This window comes from Thioalkalivibrio sp. AKL19, from assembly GCF_000420165.1.
GTDB lineage: Bacteria > Pseudomonadota > Gammaproteobacteria > Ectothiorhodospirales > Ectothiorhodospiraceae > Thioalkalivibrio.
Genome location: NZ_ATUK01000012.1, coordinates 124,844 through 144,557 on the forward strand (window position 1 = coordinate 124,844; position 19,714 = coordinate 144,557).

The 19,714-nt window shown below is 65.9% G+C and carries 16 protein-coding genes and 4 tRNA genes; 1 reads left to right on the top strand and 19 read right to left on the bottom strand.

All coding sequences use genetic code 11. The annotated features are described in order from the left end of the window. Positions 1–12 precede the first annotated feature (12 nt). Positions 13–1,872: a peptide-binding protein gene (locus F817_RS0107210; RefSeq protein ID WP_024327016.1), complete on the bottom strand. Its 1,860-nt coding sequence runs from the start codon at positions 1,870–1,872 to the stop codon at positions 13–15. A gap of 263 nt (positions 1,873–2,135) precedes the next feature. On the opposite strand from F817_RS0107210, the gene F817_RS0107215 reads away from it, so the two are divergent. Then, positions 2,136–2,936 carry an enoyl-ACP reductase gene (locus F817_RS0107215; RefSeq protein ID WP_024327017.1) on the top strand — a complete coding sequence of 267 codons (801 nt, stop codon included), beginning with the start codon at positions 2,136–2,138 and terminating at the stop codon, positions 2,934–2,936. A 343-nt stretch (positions 2,937–3,279) separates the two neighbouring features. On the opposite strand, the gene F817_RS0107220 is transcribed toward F817_RS0107215, so the two are convergent. From F817_RS0107220 to tolR, 18 genes are all read right to left on the bottom strand, one after another. Then, complete coding sequence (locus tag F817_RS0107220; protein ID WP_024327018.1) at positions 3,280–5,169, bottom strand: SurA N-terminal domain-containing protein; 1,890 nt, start codon at positions 5,167–5,169, stop codon at positions 3,280–3,282. A 337-nt stretch (positions 5,170–5,506) separates the two neighbouring features. Further along, positions 5,507–5,583, bottom strand: a tRNA-Asp gene (locus F817_RS0107225). Positions 5,584–5,619: 36 nt separating this feature from the next. Beyond that, positions 5,620–5,695 (bottom strand) — tRNA-Val (locus F817_RS0107230). Between the two features lie 11 nt (positions 5,696–5,706). Next, on the bottom strand, positions 5,707–5,979 hold the full coding sequence (locus F817_RS0107235) for an HU family DNA-binding protein (RefSeq protein WP_017940837.1): 273 nt from the start codon (positions 5,977–5,979) through the stop codon (positions 5,707–5,709). 260 nt (positions 5,980–6,239) lie between these two features. Further along, entirely contained in the window at positions 6,240–8,705 is a 2,466-nt protein-coding gene (gene lon, locus F817_RS0107240; protein WP_024327019.1) for an endopeptidase La, read from the bottom strand. Between the two features lie 82 nt (positions 8,706–8,787). Then, positions 8,788–10,068, bottom strand: a complete 1,281-nt coding sequence (gene clpX, locus F817_RS0107245) for an ATP-dependent Clp protease ATP-binding subunit ClpX (protein ID WP_024327020.1) — start codon at positions 10,066–10,068, stop codon at positions 8,788–8,790. Between the two features lie 141 nt (positions 10,069–10,209). After that, positions 10,210–10,851 (bottom strand): ATP-dependent Clp endopeptidase proteolytic subunit ClpP, encoded by a 642-nt coding sequence (gene clpP, locus F817_RS0107250; RefSeq protein ID WP_024327021.1) that lies wholly within the window; start codon positions 10,849–10,851, stop codon positions 10,210–10,212. Next, on the bottom strand, positions 10,848–12,155 hold the full coding sequence (gene tig / locus F817_RS0107255) for a trigger factor (RefSeq protein WP_024327022.1): 1,308 nt from the start codon (positions 12,153–12,155) through the stop codon (positions 10,848–10,850). The genes clpP and tig overlap by 4 nt, the downstream gene beginning before the upstream one ends. A gap of 82 nt (positions 12,156–12,237) precedes the next feature. After that, positions 12,238–12,324: transfer RNA gene (locus tag F817_RS0107260), tRNA-Leu, on the bottom strand. 114 nt (positions 12,325–12,438) lie between these two features. Continuing rightward, a tRNA-Lys gene (locus F817_RS0107265) sits at positions 12,439–12,514 on the bottom strand. Positions 12,515–12,654: 140 nt separating this feature from the next. Continuing rightward, on the bottom strand, positions 12,655–13,923 hold the full coding sequence (locus F817_RS0107270; RefSeq protein ID WP_042799110.1) for a YeeE/YedE family protein: 1,269 nt from the start codon (positions 13,921–13,923) through the stop codon (positions 12,655–12,657). Between the two features lie 149 nt (positions 13,924–14,072). Further along, positions 14,073–14,759, bottom strand: coding sequence for a 7-cyano-7-deazaguanine synthase QueC (gene queC / locus F817_RS0107275; RefSeq protein ID WP_024327024.1), 687 nt, complete (start codon positions 14,757–14,759; stop codon positions 14,073–14,075). A gap of 1 nt (position 14,760) precedes the next feature. Then, positions 14,761–15,456 carry a 7-carboxy-7-deazaguanine synthase QueE gene (queE, locus tag F817_RS0107280; RefSeq protein WP_024327025.1) on the bottom strand — a complete coding sequence of 232 codons (696 nt, stop codon included), beginning with the start codon at positions 15,454–15,456 and terminating at the stop codon, positions 14,761–14,763. Next, the gene (gene ybgF, locus F817_RS0107285) at positions 15,453–16,298 is read right to left on the bottom strand and encodes a tol-pal system protein YbgF (protein ID WP_042799111.1); all 846 of its coding nucleotides are present in this window, start codon (positions 16,296–16,298) and stop codon (positions 15,453–15,455) included. The genes queE and ybgF overlap by 4 nt, the downstream gene beginning before the upstream one ends. 15 nt (positions 16,299–16,313) lie before the next feature. Beyond that, a complete protein-coding gene (pal, locus tag F817_RS0107290) occupies positions 16,314–16,868 on the bottom strand; it encodes a peptidoglycan-associated lipoprotein Pal (protein ID WP_024327027.1) in 555 nt (184 codons plus the stop codon). A gap of 45 nt (positions 16,869–16,913) precedes the next feature. After that, positions 16,914–18,200, bottom strand: coding sequence for a Tol-Pal system beta propeller repeat protein TolB (gene tolB, locus F817_RS0107295; RefSeq protein WP_029681058.1), 1,287 nt, complete (start codon positions 18,198–18,200; stop codon positions 16,914–16,916). Positions 18,201–18,234: 34 nt separating this feature from the next. Next, a complete protein-coding gene (gene tolA, locus F817_RS0107300) occupies positions 18,235–19,248 on the bottom strand; it encodes a cell envelope integrity protein TolA (protein WP_024327029.1) in 1,014 nt (337 codons plus the stop codon). A gap of 11 nt (positions 19,249–19,259) precedes the next feature. Beyond that, positions 19,260–19,712, bottom strand: a complete 453-nt coding sequence (tolR, locus tag F817_RS0107305; protein WP_024327030.1) for a protein TolR — start codon at positions 19,710–19,712, stop codon at positions 19,260–19,262. Between the last annotated feature and the right edge of the window lie 2 nt (positions 19,713–19,714).

Sequence of the window (19,714 nt, forward strand, 5' to 3'; positions counted from 1 at the left end):
GCGCATCGCCGGCTACTGCCCGTAGCGCTGCAGTTCGAACGGGACGAAGATCTCCAGCGGCACCGCGCCAAGATTGAGCCCCAGCGCCGTCTGCTCCAGGTTCTGGATACGCCGGTCGATGAAGGCCAGGGTCTGGCGGCGCATCAGGAACGTGTACGGCTGATCCTCGTGCAGGATGCGCTCGGCCTCGCGCCACAACTCCATGCGCGCGGGCTCGTCGACCTCGCCGCGTGCCGCCTCGATCACGGAGTCCATTTCTGGGTTCTCGTAATGGATAAAGTTGTCACCACCGGAGACGGTCTGGCTGGAGTGGAACATCTGGTAGATGTCCACCTCCACGCCGCTGGTCCAGCCCAGCGTGATGGCATCGAAGTCCTGGCGACTGAGCTGCTCCAGCATCACCGACCACTCGGTCGGCTGCGGCTTCATCTCGACCCCGGCACGGGCGTAGAGGTCGCGCAGGAACAGCGCGATGCGACGGGTGTCCTCGTTGTCCTGGAAGTAGGTCAGTTCGAAGGAAAACGGCTCGCCGTCCTCGTTGACCAGCACGCCATCGCGGTTGCGCTCGCGGTAACCGGCCTCGGCCAGAAGCTCCAGGGCACGCTCGACGTCGTACGGGATCGGATCGAGATCCGGATTGTGCTGCTCGCTGCGCGGGGAGAACGGGGAGATCGCGCGCTCGGCATACCCCAGCATGACCTCCTCGATCAGCCGGTCGACGTCGGTCAGGTAGCTCATCGCCTTGCGCACACGCGGGTCGGCGAAGCGCGTCGGTTCCCCATCGCGGCGCTGGTTCCACGCGATGTAGGAATAACCAGCGGTGGGGCTCATGTACTCGTGGGTGTCCGCGCGCTCGCGCAGGGCCTCGTCGTCGCGCAGCCGGGCATATTCGCGCGGGCGCGCCCCGTAGACGTCGATATCGCGGTTGCGGAAGGTGGTCAGACGCGCACTGTCGTTCTGGATCACGCGCCACACCAGGCGGTCCAGCGGCGGCTCCACCGGCCCCCAGTAGCGCGGGTTGCGCTCCAGCTCGATGCGGCCGGCGTCCGGGGTCCACCCGGTCGGGTCCTCGAGGCGGTACGGCCCGGAGCCGAGCAGGATGCCGCGCGACTCGTTGAAGGTCTCGGGCTCCTGCAGGTAGCGCTCGTAGAAGTGCTTCGGCAGCACGTCGAGGCCACCGGCCACTCGCATGGCGTCGAAGTACGGCTCCTCGAAGGTGAACCGGACCGTGCGCTCGTCCAGCGCCTCGACCGCCTCGACCTTTTCCAGGAAGGCACGCGCCCGTGGGACCGCGATGGCGTCGGTCATCAGGAAATCAAAGGTGAACTCGATGTCCGCGGCCGTCAGCGGCTCCCCGTCGGAGAACTGCGGGCCAGAACGCAGGCGAAAGGTCAGCTCCGTGCCGGTGTCGTCGAACTCCCAGGACTCGGCCAGCAAGCCCTGCCACTCCAGCGTCTCCGGGTCGCGCACCACCAGCGACTCGAGCACGTAATTCTGCACCTCGGACGCGTAGGCATCGGAGGAGACATACGGTGTAATGGTCGCCAGCCCGGTACCAAAGGCCTGCACCAGCCAGTCGCCCTCGGCATAGTCCTCCCGCTCGGCGGCCCGGGCCGCGCGGCGGAAGGCCGACGGCACCTCGTCCACCCGCGGGGCCCGATCCGCCTCCATCCCGGCAAAGCGCCCGGAGGCGAGATCCGATTCCAGCCCCTGCAGGCTGCGCCGCAGCGCCCGCAGGTCCCGGGCCTGCTCGCTCATGGTGTTCTGCATGGAGGCCATGCGCTGCCACTGGCGGTCGATCTGGACCATCACCAGCAACAGCAGGATGCCCAGCACGATCAGGGTCACGATCCAACCGAAATGACGACTCACAGGGCCTCCGGATTGTTGCGGTGGCGGTCCGGCCGTCCCGTTTCCGGAACCCCGGCCGGGCGGTCACGGGGACCGCGGGTATCAGGCAGACACCGGCACTATAGCAAGCCAATTGCTCCGGCTCATCGGGTGCTGGCCGCACTTGCGGCACATCGGTATGATCCGAAGACAGTCGCGTCCGCCGCCGGTTCCGCCCGCGGTCGGACGCCGTCGAGACGACCCGCCCGGGTGCGTCGGCACGGATCTGAGCCAAGGAGTTTCAAATGGGTTTTCTGAAAGGCAAGCGCGCACTCATCGTCGGCGTTGCCAGCAACCGTTCCATCGCCTACGGCATTGCCGCGGCCATGCATCGCGAGGGCGCCGAACTCGCCTTCACCTATCAGAACGAGCGCCTGCGCGATCGCGTCGAAAAGCTGGTCGCGGATTTCGATTCCGACATCCTCGTGCCCTGTAACGTCGAGGACGATCGCGAGATCGAACAGGTCTTCGAACACCTGGACAACTACTGGGACGGGATCGACATCCTGGTCCACTCGGTGGCCTTCGCACCCAAGGAACAGCTGGAGGGCGACTTTCTCGACAACATGACCCGCGACGGCTTCCGCGTCGCGCATGACGTCAGCTCCTACAGCCTCGCGGCCCTGGCCAAGGCCGGACGCGGCATGATGAAGGATCGCGACGCCTCCATCCTCACCCTCAGCTACCTGGGCGCCGAGCGCTCCATGCCCAACTACAATGTGATGGGCCTGGCCAAGGCGAGCCTGGAGGCCAACGTGCGCTACCTGGCCTACACCCTGGGGCCGGAGAGCACCCGCGTGAACGCAATCTCCGCCGGCCCGATCCGCACCCTCGCGGCCTCCGGCATCGGCGACTTCAAGCGCATCCTGGACCACGTCGAGGCCAACGCCCCGCTGCGGCGCAACGTGACCACCGAGCAGGTCGGCAACGCCGGCGCCTTCCTCTGCTCCGATCTCGCGGCCGGGATCACCGGCGAGGTGATGTACGTCGACTCCGGGTACAACACGGTCGGCCTGGGCGCGGCCGAGATCGGGCTCGACAAGTAGCGCGCCTGCTTCCAGCCGTTTGGTCGCCGCTTCAGGCGGCAGACATGAAAAAGCCCGGCCCGCGTGAGCGGCGCCGGGCTTTTTCATGTCTGCGGGCTTCAAGCCTGTCTCGCCCAAACAATTCCGCTCGGCATTAGCGGCCGCAAGGCAAGGGCGTTGAACCACAGAGTGCACAGGGGACACGGAGAATTCGCAAGGACTGCATAGCGCGAAAGGATTCCGCGAAACAGGACAAACGTATCGTACCCCGCGCCCCGTCCGGTCAATCACGACCGTCTTTCTCCGTGGACTCCGTGTCCTCCATGGTGCTACATCCCTTGGCCTTTAAAAACACCGATTCAGGCTAGTCGAGCGCCTCCGGGAAGCGCTTGATGTCCGCCTGTTCTTCCAGCCAGGCCAGATAGGCCCGGAACTCCGCACTCCCGTAGGCATTGCCAATCTGGTCACGCGCCTGCTGGCGCGCCGCGGCATCGACCGTGTCCTCGCCCATGCGCACCTCTTCCAGCACGGTTACGGCGAAGTCGCCATCCCCGATCCGGGCGCCCGCGATCTCGACCGCGTCCTCGCCCGGTGCCGGCAGGCGGAACAGGTGATCCTGCAACCCGGTCGGCAGCTCGGTTGCGCGTTCGCGCGTGACTTCGACCGAGCGGCTCCATTCGCCGTTTTCCTGCACTTCCGCAGTCCAGTCATCGGCCGCGCGCAGACGCTCGATCAAGGCCTCGCCCGCCTCCCGGGCCGCGTCGGCCGCCGCCTGGCGCTGCAGGCGTTCGCGAATCTCGTCCTCTACCTCGGCCAGCGGGCGCACCTCCGACGGCTCGTGTTCGTCGATACGCAGGATCACGGTCGATCCGTCCTGCAGGTCGATCGCTTCGCTGTTATTGCCATCCTCCAGCACCCGCGGATCAAAGGCCGCATTGCGGATCGCGCGATGCCGGGCGATGCCATCCCCGGACCCGCGGGAGAACCAGTCACTGGCCTGGATCTCCAGGCCGGTGGCGTCGGCCGCGGGTTCCAGACTGTCCGGGAACTCGATTGCCAGCGCCATCAGGTCGTCGAGGGCATCGATCTGCATCTGTTCGGCGGTGCGATCGCGCAAATCCTGCTCGACCTCGTCGCGGACCTCCTCGAACGGCTGTGGCTGCGCCTCCTGGATGGAGGTGACCTCGAGGATGAACCACCCGCGATCGGTCCGCACCGGCTGGCTGATCAAGTCCTGCGGCAGGGTAAAGATCACCGTTTCAAGGGTGGAGTCCAGATCCCCGCGGGCGATCTCGCCCAGGCGCCCGCCGCGGTCGGCCGTCAGGCTGTCCTCGGAATATTCCTCGGCCAGGTCGGCGAAGTCCTCGCCGGCCTCGAGGCGTTCGCGCAGTTCCCGGATGCGCGCCTCGCCGTCTTCGTCCGTGTCCTGGATGCGGATCTGGCGAACCTCGCGCAGCTCCGGCTCCTCGTAGCGGCTGCGATTCACCCGATAGTGCTCCCGCACCTGGTCTTCAGTGACCTCGACCCCCGCCTCCAGGCCCTCCGGATCCAGACGCAGATACCGCACGCGCACGCGCTCGGTGGTGGTGAACTCGTCCGGATTGGCGTCGTAGTACTCCCGGATGGCGTCATCGTCGACCACATCCGGCCGATCGAAGTCATCCGCGGAGACGATCGTCCAGCTGGCGACCCGGGTCTGGTTGCGCAGGCGACTGTAGTCCTCCACCAGGGCTTCCGGCACCACGCCGGTCGCCTGGATCCCGCGCTGGATCTGCGACATGACGATGCTGCGTGCAATGTCCTGCTCGAAGTCCGCCGGACTGATGCGCTGGGCACTCAGCAGCTGGCTGTAGCGTTCGCGGCTGAAACGCCCCTCCTCCTGGAACACCGGCATCCCGCGGATCTCGCGCAGCACGCTGTCTCCCGCGGCCTTGAACCCGGCGGAATCGGCGGCCTGGCGCAGGAGCTCCTGGCGGATCAGGGTCTCCATGGCCTGCAGCCGGATCCCCTGCTCGTCCAGCACGTCATCCGGAATCTCGCCGCCGAACATGCGCGCCATCTCGTCACGCTGGGCACGCGCCTCCTGGTGCACGTCGCGTACCGCGATATCGGTGCCGTTTACCTCGGCGGCCACCAACGGCCCGGCGCCGCCGAAGTACTCGCCCAGGCCCCACAGGGCGAAGGGGATGGTGATCAGGCCAATGATCACATAGGCGAGCCAGCCGCTCGCCCGGTCACGAATCGCTTGCAACATGATGGTCTCTGCTCACTCCGCCGTGGAGAGGGAATCGGGAATCAACCGCCGATGGTAGCAGGCACGCCCGCGCGCGTCTGCGCTTGCGGGTTCACCACCAAGCACACGACGCCCCGACGAAGGCCAAAGGCGATTCACAAGAAGACGGGAAGACAGGAAGGGTGCTGACGGGGGGTGCGAATGACTCTGCGCGGCGGGTCAGACCAGGAGTTCTCCGCGAATCCCTCTCCCAACAGCAAGAAACTTCCCGTCTTCCTATCTTCCTGTGAATCGCCCTTGCCCTGCTTCGTGGTAGCCAAAAAAGAAAAAGGCGCCACAAGGGCGCCTTTTTCGGAGATGGCGGAGCGGACGGGACTCGAACCCGCGACCCCCGGCGTGACAGGCCGGTATTCTAACCAGCTGAACTACCGCTCCGTGTTGGTGCAGCGCAACCAGGGTCAGGGTTGCACTTGGTGGGTGCTGACGGGTTCGAACCGCCGACATTCGCCTTGTAAGGGCGACGCTCTACCAACTGAGCTAAGCACCCGATAAAGCGCGCTAGTTTACTCGATCCTTGAGCGCTTTACCAGCCTTGAACGAAGGCGTTTTCGAGGCGGCGATCTGGATGGTCTGACCGGTACGCGGGTTACGGCCGGTGCGGGCTTCACGCTCGCGCACCAGGAAGGTACCGAAGCCCACGAGGGAGACCTGGTCACCCTTCGCGAGCGTATCGCCGACAACACTTACCATGGCATCCACGATCCGGCCGGCCTGGGCCTTGGGGACATCGGCTTCCGCCGCGATCGCGTCGATCAGTTCGGATTTATTCATGAAGCGCTTCCTTATCTCAGTGGTGACTCAGGCTTTCTGCCGGACGGGGCCTAGCTTACACCAGCCGGGGGCCTTTTCTCCATGGCCCCGCGACTGCCCTCGGCACGAAATCAGATGATGCGCATGGGGTTATAGCAAGCCCCCCGAAAACGAGTCAAACAGCTCCCCGGCCCGAGCTCCGGACGAATGTGAACCGGCACACAAAAAAATGCGGACGCCGATGAATCCGGCGTCCGCGGTTTGGTCCCGATTACAGGGGCTTAGTGATGCCGGACCCGCCGGCGACCGGATTCCTTGGCCGGCTTGACCACTTCCTCGACCTTCTCCGGGGTCTCGCCCGCCTTGCCCTCCGGCATGTGGGTCAGCGCCACCTCCAGCACCTCGTCGATCCAGCGTACCGGGCGAATATCGAGCTTCTGCTTGATGTTCTTCGGGATGTCGACCAGGTCCTTCTCGTTTTCCTCGGGGATGAGGACCGTGCGAATCCCGCCGCGATGGGCCGCCAGCAGCTTTTCCTTCAATCCGCCGATCGGCAGGACCTGGCCGCGCAGGGTGATCTCGCCGGTCATGGCGACATCCGCACGGACCGGGATCCCCGTAAGCGCCGAGACGATCGCCGTGCACATGCCGATGCCCGCGGACGGCCCGTCCTTGGGCGTGGCGCCCTCCGGCACGTGGATGTGCAGGTCCTTTTTCTCGTGGAAGTTTTCTTCCAGGCCCAGGGCCTCGGCACGCGAACGCACCACGGTCAGGGCGGCATGGATGGACTCCTGCATCACGTCCCCGAGCTTGCCGGTCTGTTGGGTCTTGCCCTTGCCCGGAACCACGCTGGCCTCGATGGTCAGAAGTTCGCCGCCCACCTCGGTCCAGGCCAGGCCAGTGACCTGCCCGATCTGGTCGTTCTCCTCGGCCAGGCCGAAACGGAAGCGGCGCACGCCCAGGTACTTCTCCAGCGTCTTCGGCGTGACCGACGTAGTCCGCGCCCGCTCCTTCTCGCTGGCCAGCAGGCGTTGCTTGGCCACCTTGCGGCAGACCTTGGCGATCTCGCGTTCCAGCGAACGCACACCGGCCTCGCGGGTGTAGTAGCGCACCATATCGCGCACCGCGGCATCGGAGATCTGGATCTCCGCCGCCTTCAGGCCGTTCGCCTTGATCTGCTTTTCGAGCAGGTAGTTGTGCGCGATGTTGACCTTCTCGTCCTCGGTGTAGCCGGACAAGCGGATGACTTCCATGCGGTCAAGCAGCGGCCCGGGGATGTGCATGCTGTTGGCCGTGGCCACGAACATCACGTCGGACAGGTCGAAGTCGACCTCCAGGTAGTGGTCGCTGAAGGTATGATTCTGTTCCGGATCCAGCACTTCGAGCATGGCCGAGGCCGGGTCGCCGCGGAAGTCCATCGCCATCTTGTCGATCTCGTCCAGCAGGAACAGGGGGTTGCGCACACCCACCTTGGCCAGGTTCTGGATGATCTTGCCCGGCAGCGACCCGATGTAGGTGCGGCGATGGCCGCGGATCTCGGCCTCGTCACGCACCCCGCCCAGTGCCATGCGCATGAACTTGCGATTGGTCGCGCGCGCGATGGACTGCCCCAGCGAGGTCTTGCCCACCCCGGGCGGACCCACCAGGCAGAGGATCGGGCCCTTCAGCTTGCGCACGCGGGACTGCACCGCGAGGTACTCGAGGATGCGTTCCTTGACCTCTTCCAGGCCGTAGTGGTCCTCGTTGAGGATCTTCTCGGCGCGCGCCAGATCCTTGCTGACCCGGGTCTTCTTCTTCCACGGGACGTTGACCAGCCAGTCGATGTAGCTGCGCACGACGGTGGCCTCGGCCGACATCGGCGACATCATCTTCAGCTTGTTCAGCTCTGCGGTGGCCTTCTTCTTGGCCTCCTCCGGCATCCCGGCCTTCTCGATCTTCTCGGCCAGGTCTTCCTGCTCGTTCGGCGCGTCCTCGAGATCCCCCAGCTCCTTCTGAATGGCCTTCATCTGCTCATTCAGGTAGTACTCGCGCTGGGACTTCTCCATCTGCTGCTTGACGCGGCCGCGGATCTTCTTCTCGATCTGCAGCACGTCCATCTCGCCCTCGATCCGGGCGACCAGATGCTCCAGGCGTTCGCGCACGTTGGCGATCTCGAGGACCTGTTGCTTCTCCTCGAGCTTCAGCGACATGTGCGCGGCGATGGTGTCGGCCAGGCGCGAGGTGTCGTCGATCCCGGCCAGCGAGGTCAGGATCTCCGGAGGGACCTTCTTGTTCAGCTTGATGTACTGCTCGAACTGGTTCAGCGCGGAACGTCCGAGGACCTCGAGTTCCTTGTCCTCGGTATCGTATTCCTCGTCGATCAGCCGGATATCGGAGACAAAGTAGTCCTCCTCCTTCTCGGCGTCACCGGTGGTGGAGACATCCATCACGCGGGCGCGCTGGGCCCCCTCGACCAACACCTTGATGGTGCCGTCGGGAAGGCGCAGCAACTGAAGGATATTGCCAAGGGTGCCGATCTCGTGCAGGTCGCCGGCCTCGGGCTCGTCGACCTCCGCGCTCTTCTGCGCGACCAGCAGGACCTGCTTGTTCTCGGCCATGGCCGAATCCAGCGCGCGGATCGACTTCTCGCGACCCACGAACAGCGGGATAACCATGTGCGGATAGACCACGACATCGCGCAGCGGCAGCACCGCAACGCGCTTGACGGGGGAGTCCACCTCGTTCTGGGAGGAGTGGGTATCGGTCATGTTGCCCCCTCAGGGCTGGACGAATGTACAGGAGGAAGTGGGGGCGGCGGCGCCCATTTCAAGGGCGCCGCAGCACTTCCGCTCAGGAATCCGCGGCAGCCTGCTTCTTGGCAAACGAGTCGTTCTCGTAGACCAGGTACGGCTCGGCATCGCCGCGGATCACCGCCTCGTCGATCACCACCTTGCTGACCCCTTCCATGGACGGCAGTTCGTACATGGTGTCGAGGAGGATATTCTCCATGATGGTGCGCAGGCCGCGGGCCCCGGTCTTGCGCTCCATCGCCTTGTGCGCAATCGCGGACAGGGCGTCGTCGCGGAACTCCAGCTCCACGCCTTCCATCTCGAACAGGCGGGCATACTGCTTGACCAGGGCATTCTTCGGCTGGGTCAGGATGGTAATCAGGGCGTCCTCGTCCAGCTCGTCCAGCGTCGCTTGTACCGGCAGGCGTCCGACAAACTCGGGGATCAGGCCGTAACGCACCAGGTCATCCGCCTCCAGCTGCTTGAGCCACTGGCCGCCGGATTTGGCCGCCTCGGTGGTGCGCAGTTCGGCGCCAAAGCCGATACCGCCCTTCTCGGCCCGCTGCTGGATGACCTTCTCCAGCCCGGAGAACGCCCCGCCACAGATGAACAGGATGTTGCTGGTGTCCACCTGCAGGAATTCCTGTTGCGGATGCTTGCGCCCGCCCTGCGGCGGCACCGAGGCGGTGGTGCCCTCGATCAGCTTCAGCAGCGCCTGCTGCACGCCCTCGCCCGAGACGTCACGGGTGATGGACGGGTTGTCCGACTTGCGCGAGACCTTGTCGATCTCGTCGATGTAGACGATACCGTTCTCGGCCTTTTCCACATCGTAGTCGCACTTCTGCAGCAGCTTCTGGATGATGTTCTCGACATCCTCGCCCACGTAGCCGGCCTCGGTCAGCGTGGTGGCATCGGCGATGGTGAACGGGACATTCAGCACCCGCGCCAGCGTCTCGGCCAGCAGCGTCTTGCCGGAGCCGGTGGGGCCGATCAGCATGATGTTCGACTTGGACAGCTCGACTTCGTCCTTGCCGGCCCTTGCCTGCAGGCGCTTGTAGTGGTTGTACACCGCGACCGAAAGGATCTTCTTGGCGGAGTTCTGGCCAATCACGTAGTCGTCGAGGATCGCGCGGATCTCGTGCGGGGTAGGCAGGGAGTCGCGCTCGGTATGGCCGGCCTCCTGCATCTCCTCGCGGATGATGTCGTTGCACAGCTCGACGCACTCGTCGCAGATAAAGACGGATGGCCCGGCGATCAGCTTGCGCACCTCGTGCTGACTCTTCCCGCAGAAAGAACAGTACAGGAGCTTGCCGTCGGCGGAGGGGGTGGTTTCGTCGCTCATCCGTTTGCCTCGGTTGCGATTTCAGTGTCCTTCAAAACATGCCCCGTTTGCCTGCGAGTTGCAAACGAGCCAAGCAGAAGTCCGGTATTGAGGCCCCGCCCCGGAGCCGAGCTCCGGGGCGCGGTTGTGAACGGCGCGGACTCAGTCGTCCGCGGAGTCGCGGTGGGTCAGGACGTGGTCGACCAAGCCGTATTCCTTCGCATCGGTCGCGGTCATGAAGCGGTCGCGGTCGGTGTCCTGCTCGATCTTCTCGATCGGCTGTCCGGTGTGGTGGGCCAGCACGCGGTTCAGTTCGTCACGGATCTTCAGGATCTCGCGGGCGTGGATGTCGATATCGGAGGCCTGACCCTGGAAGCCACCCAGCGGCTGGTGGATCATCACCCGCGAATGCGGCAGCGTATGGCGCTTGCCGGGGGCCCCGCCCGCCAGCAGGACGGCACCCATGCTGGCCGCCTGGCCCACGCACAGCGTGCTGACCTCGGGCTTGATGAACTGCATGGTGTCGTAGATCGCCATGCCGGCGGTCACCGCGCCACCCGGGGAGTTGATGTACAGGCTGATCTCCTTGTCGGGGTTCTCCGATTCGAGGAACAGTAACTGGGCCACGATCACGTTGGCCATGTAGTCCTCGACCGGACCCACACAGAAGATGACCCGGTCCTTCAGCAGGCGGGAGTAGATGTCGTAGGCGCGTTCGCCGCGGGCGGTCTGTTCGACCACCATCGGGACCAGATTCAGGCCCTGGGCATGCTGCGCGCCCTGGTCGGCCATGTCGTGGCTCATTCAGTCGACTCCTTGTTCGGATTCATCACGTCCTGGAAGCTGGTTTCCTTCTCGGTGACCTTGCCCTGCTCGACCACCCAGTCGACCACCTGATCTTCCAGCACCAGTGACTCCAGGTTGCTCTTGGCCTGGGGATTGGAGCGGTAGTACTGCTTCACCTCTTCCGGGTCCTCGTAGGTCGCGGCCATCTCCTCGAGATCGCGCTCGACCCGCTCGGCGTCCACCTCGAAGCCCTTCTGGTCGATGATGGCGCGCAGCGCCAGGCCCAGACGGACGCGGCGCTTCGCCTCGTCCTCGAACAGGCTGTCGGGGAGCGGCTGGGTCTGCTGGGCGCCACCGAAGCGCTTCTCGGCCTCCTCGCGAAGACGATTGATCTCCGACTTCACCAGGGCCTCCGGCAGGTCGAAGTCGTGCTTGTCGACCACGGCCTCCAGCACCTGCTGCTTGACCCGACCCTTCAGGGCCTGACGCAGCTCCCGTTCCATGTTGGACCGCACATCGGCGCGAAGTTTCTCCACCGAGCCGTCCTCGATGCCGAATTTCTTCGCAAACTCCTCGTCGACCTCCGGCAGCTTGGGCCCCTCGACCTTCTTGATGGTCAGCGCAAACTGCGCGGTCTGGCCCTTCAGGTTCTCGGCCGGGTAGTCATCGGGGAAGGTGACGTCGATGGTCGGCTCCTCGCCGGCCTTCACACCCTTGAGCTGCTTCTCGAAGTCCTCGATCAGTCGCCCGGCGCCGACTTCGATCTGGAAGTCCTCGGCCTTGCCGCCCTCGAACTCCTCGCCGTTCAGGCTGCCAACGAAGTCCAGGGTCACCCGATCGCCCTTCTTGGCCTTGCGCTTGACCTCCGCCCACTCCTTGTTCTGTTCGCGCAGGGAGTCGATCACACGGTCGATGTCCTCGTCCCCGACCTCGGCCACCGGGCGCTCGATCTCGACATCGGAGAAATCCGCTACTTGCACGTCCGGGAACACCTGGAAGCTGGCGGTGAACTCGATCGCGTCGTCACCTTCCAGATTGGTCGGCTCGATGCTCGGGTTGCCGGCCGGCTCCAGGCCCTCCTGCTGGACCGCCTCGCGGTAGCTTTCCTGCAGGACCTCGCTCAGCACCTCCTGGTAAACCCCGCTGCCATAGCGCTGGCGCACGACCTTCAGCGGGACCTTGCCCGGGCGGAAACCGTCCAGCTTGACCCGCTTGGCCAGGGACTTCAGGCGATTGTCGACTTCGGTGTCGACCCGCTCGGAGGGGACCTGGATGGTCATCTTGCGTTCCAGGTTGCCGGTGGCTTCAACAGAAACTTGCATGGAGGGCCTCGTCATAGTTCGGATATCGGTCATCCCTGCCGATCGCAGTGGTAACCTTCTTGGCTTTTCGAAATGCGGACAGTGGTGCGAAAGGAGAGACTCGAACTCTCACGGGTTTTACCCCACTGGGACCTAAACCCAGCGCGTCTACCAGTTCCGCCACTTTCGCGATCGTATAGAAAACTCTTGCGCAACGGCTGCGCATTCTAGCGTGTTCCCCGCCCACAAACACAAAAGGCCCGCATGAACGGGCCCATGTGCCGGCGCGGGGACCGGAGAATAATGGTGGGTCGTGTAGGATTCGAACCTACGACCAATTGGTTAAAAGCCAACTGCTCTACCAACTGAGCTAACGACCCTTTTTCGGTTCGGCCCGGAGCGAACACCTGGATCGCCCTGGCCGTTGCAAAGTCGAAGGCCCGGGATCGCCGGGCCTCCAGTGCCGCGTAGTTTACGGCGCGACGGGGAAAACGCAAGACGCGCCCCCGTCGCTATGCCATCAGATGGCTTCCAGCTTGCGCATGCCACCCGGCAGCAGCTTCATGTCCACCAGCGAGGTGATCAGCGCCTTGCCGAAGCTGGCTTCGTCTTCGTAGACCATCTTGTAGTACTGGATCTTCATGGTCAGCGCCGCCCCGAAGACGATCATGATGAACGTCAGGAAGCCGCCCAGGGCCAGCGTGGAGATGCCGGTGATGCCCTGACCGATGGTGCAGCCCATCGCCAGCACGCCGCCGAAACCCATCAGGATCGCGCCGACAAAGTGGTTGACGAAGTCGCGCACCGAGGCGAACCACTCGAAGCGGAACGCGCGGGTGACCAGGGCCCAGAAGAAGGAACCCAGGATCACGCCGGCCAGCGCCATCACGCCGAAGTAGAGCACGGTGTTGTCAAGCCCGGTCGACACGTAGCGCAGGCTCTGCCCCATCGGGTTGATGAAGGTGAACGACTGGTTGGCCCAGGGGGCGCTCTCGGACGGACGTTCACCCGCGTCGGCATCCGCCACGAAGTCCCAGTCGGACACGTAGGCCTGCGGGGTATAGGTGTCCATTCCGTCATCGATCTGGATGTTGCTGGTCAGCCACCAGGCGCCCAGCACCATCAGGCCGATCACCAGACCGCCCAGGATGTTGTCGAAGCTCTTGCGGAAGTCCGCAGCCTTGAAGATCAGGGCCAGCAGCAGCACGCCGATCACCAGGCCCAGCACCAGGCGCGCGGTCAGACCGTTCTCTTCACCGGCGACCAGCGTACCCAGGTCCTGGCCCGCCGGGGTGGAGATGGCCAGCGCGGTGGTCCAGTCCATGAACAGCAGGGAGTACAGGGTGTCGGAGGTGCCCGGGAAGGGGCGCACCATGAAGTACGCGATGATCGCGATCACGATCAGCACCATCAGCGACTTGATGTTGCCGCCGCCGACGCGCACCAGGGTCTTGTTACCGCACCCCGAGGCATAGGTCATGCCGATCCCGAACAGGAAGCCACCGAGGGCATGCTCGACCCACTGGAACTCGCTCATACGGTAGTTCGGGAAGGAACCGTCGGCGCTCAACACACCGAAGAACTCGAGGATGGCCACGCCGAGCATGGCCACGGCGATCGCCAGCAGCCAGGAGCGCATGCGCCCAGTATCGCCCATGTTCACCCAGTCGGAGACGGCGCCCATGGTGCAGAAGTTGGTCTTGTTCGCCACGGCCCCCATGATGAAGGCGAGGATGAACGCCCCACCGAGGAACGCCATCGCGGCGGCTGAAAAACTGGAGAATTCCATCACGTATCCTCTCGATGAAAGATTTCAGGGCAGGCCTGCACCCACGGGGTGCGCAGCATACATCGGACGCTAGACGAGATCGAGCCCGTTTTCATTCCGGCCCCGGCAAGTCACCGGGAACGAGCATTCCGCCCGGGGCTGCCGGTGGATCAGCCGGTGGTATAGCGGGTCGGATCCGGGACCCCGGCGGCGGCAAAACCCTCGCGGCGAATGCGACAACTGTCGCAGCGACCGCAGGCGCGCCCTTCGGTATCGGCCTGGTAGCAGCTGACCGTCCGGCTGTAGTCCACCCCGAGGTCACTGCCCGCGCGGATGATCTCGGCCTTGGACAGGTGCATCAACGGCGCGCGGACCTCCCAGGGTGTGCCCTCCACCCCGCTGCGGGTCGCCACCCGGGCCAGATCGCGGAAGGCCTCGATGAAAGCCGGGCGGCAGTCCGGGTAGCCGGAGTAGTCCACCGCGTTGGCTCCGACGTACAACAGCCGCGCGTCCAGGGTCTCGGCCAGCCCCAGCGCCAGCGCCAGGAACACCGTGTTGCGCGCCGGCACGTAGGTCACCGGGATACCCGCGGTCGGGGCCGTGGGCACGTCGATCGCGGCGTCCGTCAGCGCGGAACCGCCGATGGCGTTCAGATCCACGGCCACTACGCGGTGATCGGTTACCCCCTGGTCGGCCGCGACCCATCGCGCGGCCTCCAGCTCGGTGCGGTGGCGCTGACCGTAGTCAATCGACAGGGCATGGCACTGCAGACCCTCGGCCCGGGCCATGGCCAGGCACGTCGCCGAGTCGAGCCCGCCCGAGAGCAGCACCACCGCCTTCTCCACGTGTTCACTCACATCAGCGCCCTGGCTGGTCGCCCCAGAGGAGCTTGTGCAACTGGACCTGAAAGCGCACCGGGACACGTTCGGACACGATCCAGTCGGCCAGGGTGCGCGGCTCCAGCTCGCCATACACCGGCGAGAACAGGACCTCGACCTCCGGGTCCAGCCCCAGGCGGTCCAGCTCGGCCCGGGCCCAGTCGAAATCCTCGCGCCCGGCCAGTACGAACTTCAGCTGGTCGCCGGCCTTCAGCCGGGGGATGTTTCCGGTCTGGTTGCGCGCGGCCTCCTGCGAGCCCGGCGCCTTCCAGTCCATCACGATGGCCACCCGGGGGTCGACGCCGGCAATGTTCATCGCCCCGCTAGTCTCCAGCGATACCGCAAACCCGGCCTCGCACAGCGCCTCCAGCAGCACCAGGCAGCCCGGCTGCGCCAGCGGCTCGCCGCCGGTCACGCAGACATGCCGGACCCCGGCACGCCCGACCCAGTCGAGGATGGTCGACAGCATCAGTGCCTCGCCACCCTCGAAGGCGTATTCGCTGTCGCACCAGCGACAGCGCAGCGGGCAGCCGGTCAGACGCACGAAGGCGGTGGGCCAGCCCACCTGCGCCGCCTCCCCCTGCAGGGAGACGAACATCTCGCTGATCCGGAGCCGCACCGAGGCCGGGTCGACCACCCCGGCGCCACGGGCATCACGCAACTCAGCGGTGGTCATTGGGCCCGGTCGATCCGCTGCAAGCGTTCGCGGGCCAGGCGGTCCAGGGTGGTGCCGCCGTAGTCGGCGCGCACCGCCTCCAGCGCCTCGCGGGCCGCGTCGAAGTTCTCCAGCTCGTAGTGGGCGTAACCAATCTTGAGCAGGGCATCGCCGCTCTTGTCGCTTTCGGGGAAATCCTCGCGCAGCCGCTCGAAATCCTCGAGCGCCGCCTCGAACTCACCGCTGGCGTACTTCGCCTCGGCCAGCCAGTACCAGGCGTTGGCGGTGAAGCTGCCGTCGGGGTAGTCCTCGATGAACCGTTCCAGCTTGCGCATCGCGGTGGTGTAGTCGCCGGCCATCAGGTCATCGAATGCTGACTGATAGGCGGCTTGCTCGTCCGCCTCCGGCAGGTCCAGTTCGACAACCTCCTCGCGCGGAGCCGCATCCGGCACCGCGGCCCCACCCTCGACGGCGGCAACACGCTCGTCCAGGTGGCGGAACTGGTCGCGCTGGCGGGTACTGAGGCGGTTCACCTCGTGGCGCAGGGTCTCCATCTCGCCACGCAGCTCGCGCAGATCCCGGTTCAGAGACTCGGAGACCTGCAGCAACTCGTTCATCGCGCTGGAGTCCAGGACCCGCTCGATACGCTCCAGACGGCGGTCCAGCTGGCGGATCTGCGACTGGGTCGCGAACACCGTGTCGTCCTGGGCCCCGGCCGTTCCCGGCATCAGGGCCAGCGGGGCAAGGAGAAGGCTCACGGCCAGCAGGGTGGCCGCAGGGAGAATGCCCGGGCGTCCCGGGCACCGAAACAGAAATGCCCCCGAGGGGGCATCTCCGCAGGACTTGTCGAACTGTGCTCGCATCTGGCTTCCCGTCGCTTAGCGCCGGGATTCGTAGACCAGCTCGACCCGGCGGTTCTTGGCCCAGGCCTCCTCGTTCTGCTGGAAGGCCACCGGCATCTCTTCACCATAACTGATGACCTCGAGCTGGTCATCCGAGGCACCGTTGAGGTTCAGTACCCGCCGGACCGACTGTGCACGGCGTTCGCCCAGGGCCAGGTTGTACTCGCGTGTACCGCGCTCGTCGGTATGACCTTCCAGGCGCATCCGGGCCCCCGGATTCTGCGACAGATAGGCCGCGTGGGCCTCGAGCATCGGCATGAACTCGGACTTCACCTCGTCGCGATCGAAGTCGAAGTACACCAGGCGCTCGGCCAGCGGGCTGTCCGGATCGTCCAGGGCCGCGGCGTCGAATTCGCGGTCCCGTCCCAGGGCGCGGGCCTCGGCCGCCTCGCGTTCGGCGCGCTCCTGTTCGGCAGCGGCCTCGCGCTCCGCGGCGCGCTCGGCATCCTCGGCATCACGGGTCGGCGTGGCACAGGCCGACAGGGCCGCGATCACCACGGCGGCAAGGGTCAGGCGAAAGACTTTGTTCATGGCGTTCATTTCCTCGAGAGAAGGTGACAGTCAAAGCGTCCAAAATCAGTTCAGGGGCGACCAGGCGGGCTCGCGCACCTCGCCTTCGCGGGCGGCCAGCCTCTGGTGCACCTGGCCGTCGCGGCTGACCGAGCCAAGCACGCCTCGTCCCCCATCCGTCATGGCATACAGGATCATGCTGCCATTGGGGGCGAAGCTTGGCGATTCTGCATCGCGTCCGTCCGTGAGGCGCGTCACACGGCGATCATCCAGATCGAGACGGGCCAGCTGAAATCCGCCATCCCCCCCGTGTACGTACACCAGCGAACGTCCGTCCGGGGAGATCGTGGCCGCCGCCGCATAACCACTCTCGAAGGTGAGCCGGCGCGCACTGCCGCCCGCGGCCGGTTGGGCATAGATCTGCGGTGCGCCCGCCCGGTCGGAGGTGAAATAGATCGTCTCGCCGTCGGGCGACCAGACGGGCTCGGTCTCGATTGCGCTGGAGCGGGTGACCTGGCGCAGGTCGCCGGAGTCCAGGTCCATCACGTAGATGTTCGGCGAGCCGTCGCGCGACAGGCTCAGCGCCAGCTGGCGGCCGTCCGGGGACCAGGCCGGGGCGCTGTTGATGCCGGAAAAACTCGCAATGCGGCTGCGCTCGCCGGTCTCCACGTTCTGGCGGAAGACCTCGGAGCGGCGGTTCTCGAACGAGACGTACGCCAGTTCGCGACCGTCCGGGGACCACTCCGGCGACATGATCGGATCCTCGGAGCGGAACAGGGTGCGCGGGTTGGCCCCGTCGGAGTCCGCGACCTCCAGACGAAATTCGCGCGAGTCGTTCCGGCGTTCGACGCTCACGAAGGCAATGCGCGCGCTGAAGGCCCCCGGGTCACCGGTAATCTGCTCGTAGACGATGTCCGACACGCGATGCGCCCCGCGCCGGAGCATATCCGCCGGGACCGGGATGCGCCAGCCACCCAGGCGCTCCTCCGCGAGCACGTCGAACACGTGGAACTCTACGATCACGTTGTCGCCGTCCGGACGCTTGGAGCCCACCACCAGGTACTCCATCCCGGCGTCGGCCCACGGCTGGGCGATGAAATCGGCCGGACCCGAGGGCGCCCGTGGCAGCCCGTCACGCTCGACCTCGAACAGCCCGCTGCGGATCAGGTTTGTCGCCAGGATCCGGCTGACGTCCTCGTCCGGGCGCCCTTCGCCTTCCCAGGCGAACGGGGCGACGGCCACCGGAATGGCCCCCGTGACGCCCTCGGTCACCGTCACTTCCAGCACCGCATGGGCCTGGGCCGACCACAGCAGCGCCAGCCCCAGCAACATCGCGTGAATCATTCGTCGCATGGTGTTCCTCGTAGCCCGGTTGGTGTCCGGGCGATCAGTCCGGCTCAAAGCGGATGCGCACCCCGCCACGCACGGCATCCGCATCCGGCGGGCGCGGCAGCGAGGACAGCCGGTCCATCGTCTGCCGGACCGACTCGCAGAAGGCGGCCCCGCCGGAGCAGCTCTCGATGTCGAAATTGATGATACGCCCGGTCTCGTTGACACGCACGAGAACAATGGCACGATCCGAGGCATCCAGACCCGACGGCTGGCGCCAGCGTCGCTGCACCACCGACTGCACCTGGGCACGCCATTCGTTCAGCTCCCGGTCCAGTCGGGCCTGACGCTCCGCGGCCTCGCGCCGGGCCTGCGCCTCGGCCATGCGCTCCTGTTCGCGCTCCATCGCCTCGCGCCGTCGCTGTTCCTCCAGCTCGCGTTCCTGCTCGGCACGACGCTCCGCCTCTTCGCGTTCCCGGCGCTCGGCCTCCTCGCGTTCGCGCCGTTCCGCCTCTTCCCGGGCCTGGCGTTCCGCCTCCTCGCGTTCCCGGCGTTCCGCCTCCTCGCGCTCGCGCGCCTCCTCGGCCTCGCGTCGGGCCTGTTCCGCGGCCTCGCGTTCCTGGCGGATGCGCTCGCGTTCCGCCTCGGCCTCCTCGCGTGCCCGACGGCGCTCTTCCTCCGCCTCCCGGCGGGCCTGCTCGGCCTCTTCCAGGGCCTGCTGCCGGGCGCGCTCCTGCTCCTCGCGGCGGCGCTGCTCCTCGGCCTGGCGGCGCTCTTCCTCGCGCCGGGCCTGTTCCTCGGCGCGGCGGCGTTCCTCTTCGGCGCGCAGCTGCTCGGCAATCTGCTCCTGCTCGGCGACTTCGCGCTGGTGTTCGATGCGATCGAAGGTCTCGGCATCCACCGCGACCGCGTCGATCACCTCGATATCCTCCTGCACCGCGATCTCGACAGCGGCACGGGTGGAGGTCGGCGAGACGAGGCTGACATTCAGCAACAACGCCGCGAACAACACGCCATGCAGAAGCAGGACGAGGACCAGGCTCAAGGGATGACGGCGCAGGAGCTCGAACACGGCGGGGCGGCTCAGTCCTGGTTGTCGCGCGGCGGCTCGGTGATCAGCCCGACCCGGCCGCCTCCGGCACGCTGCAGGGCAACCATGGCATCGATCACGCGGCCGTAGTCCACGTTGCGGTCGCCGCGCACGAAGGTCTGGGTGCCCGGATTCTCGGCGAGGAACTCGCGCACGATCTCGGTCATCTCCTGCGGCGCCAGCGGCTCGTTCACATAGGGCCCCTGGTTCAGGCTCATGGCCCCGGACGCATCCACCGTGACCACCAGCGGCTCGGCTGCGGATGGGTCCTCGTCCATGGCCTCGGCATCGGCCTCCGGCAGATCGACCTCCACGCCCTGCTGCAGCATGGGTGCGGTGATCATGAAGATGATCAGCAGGACCAGCATCACGTCGATAAACGGCACGACGTTGATCTGCGACATGGGCCGCCGCAGGCGGCGGCTGTTACGACGCGACTCGGCCATGG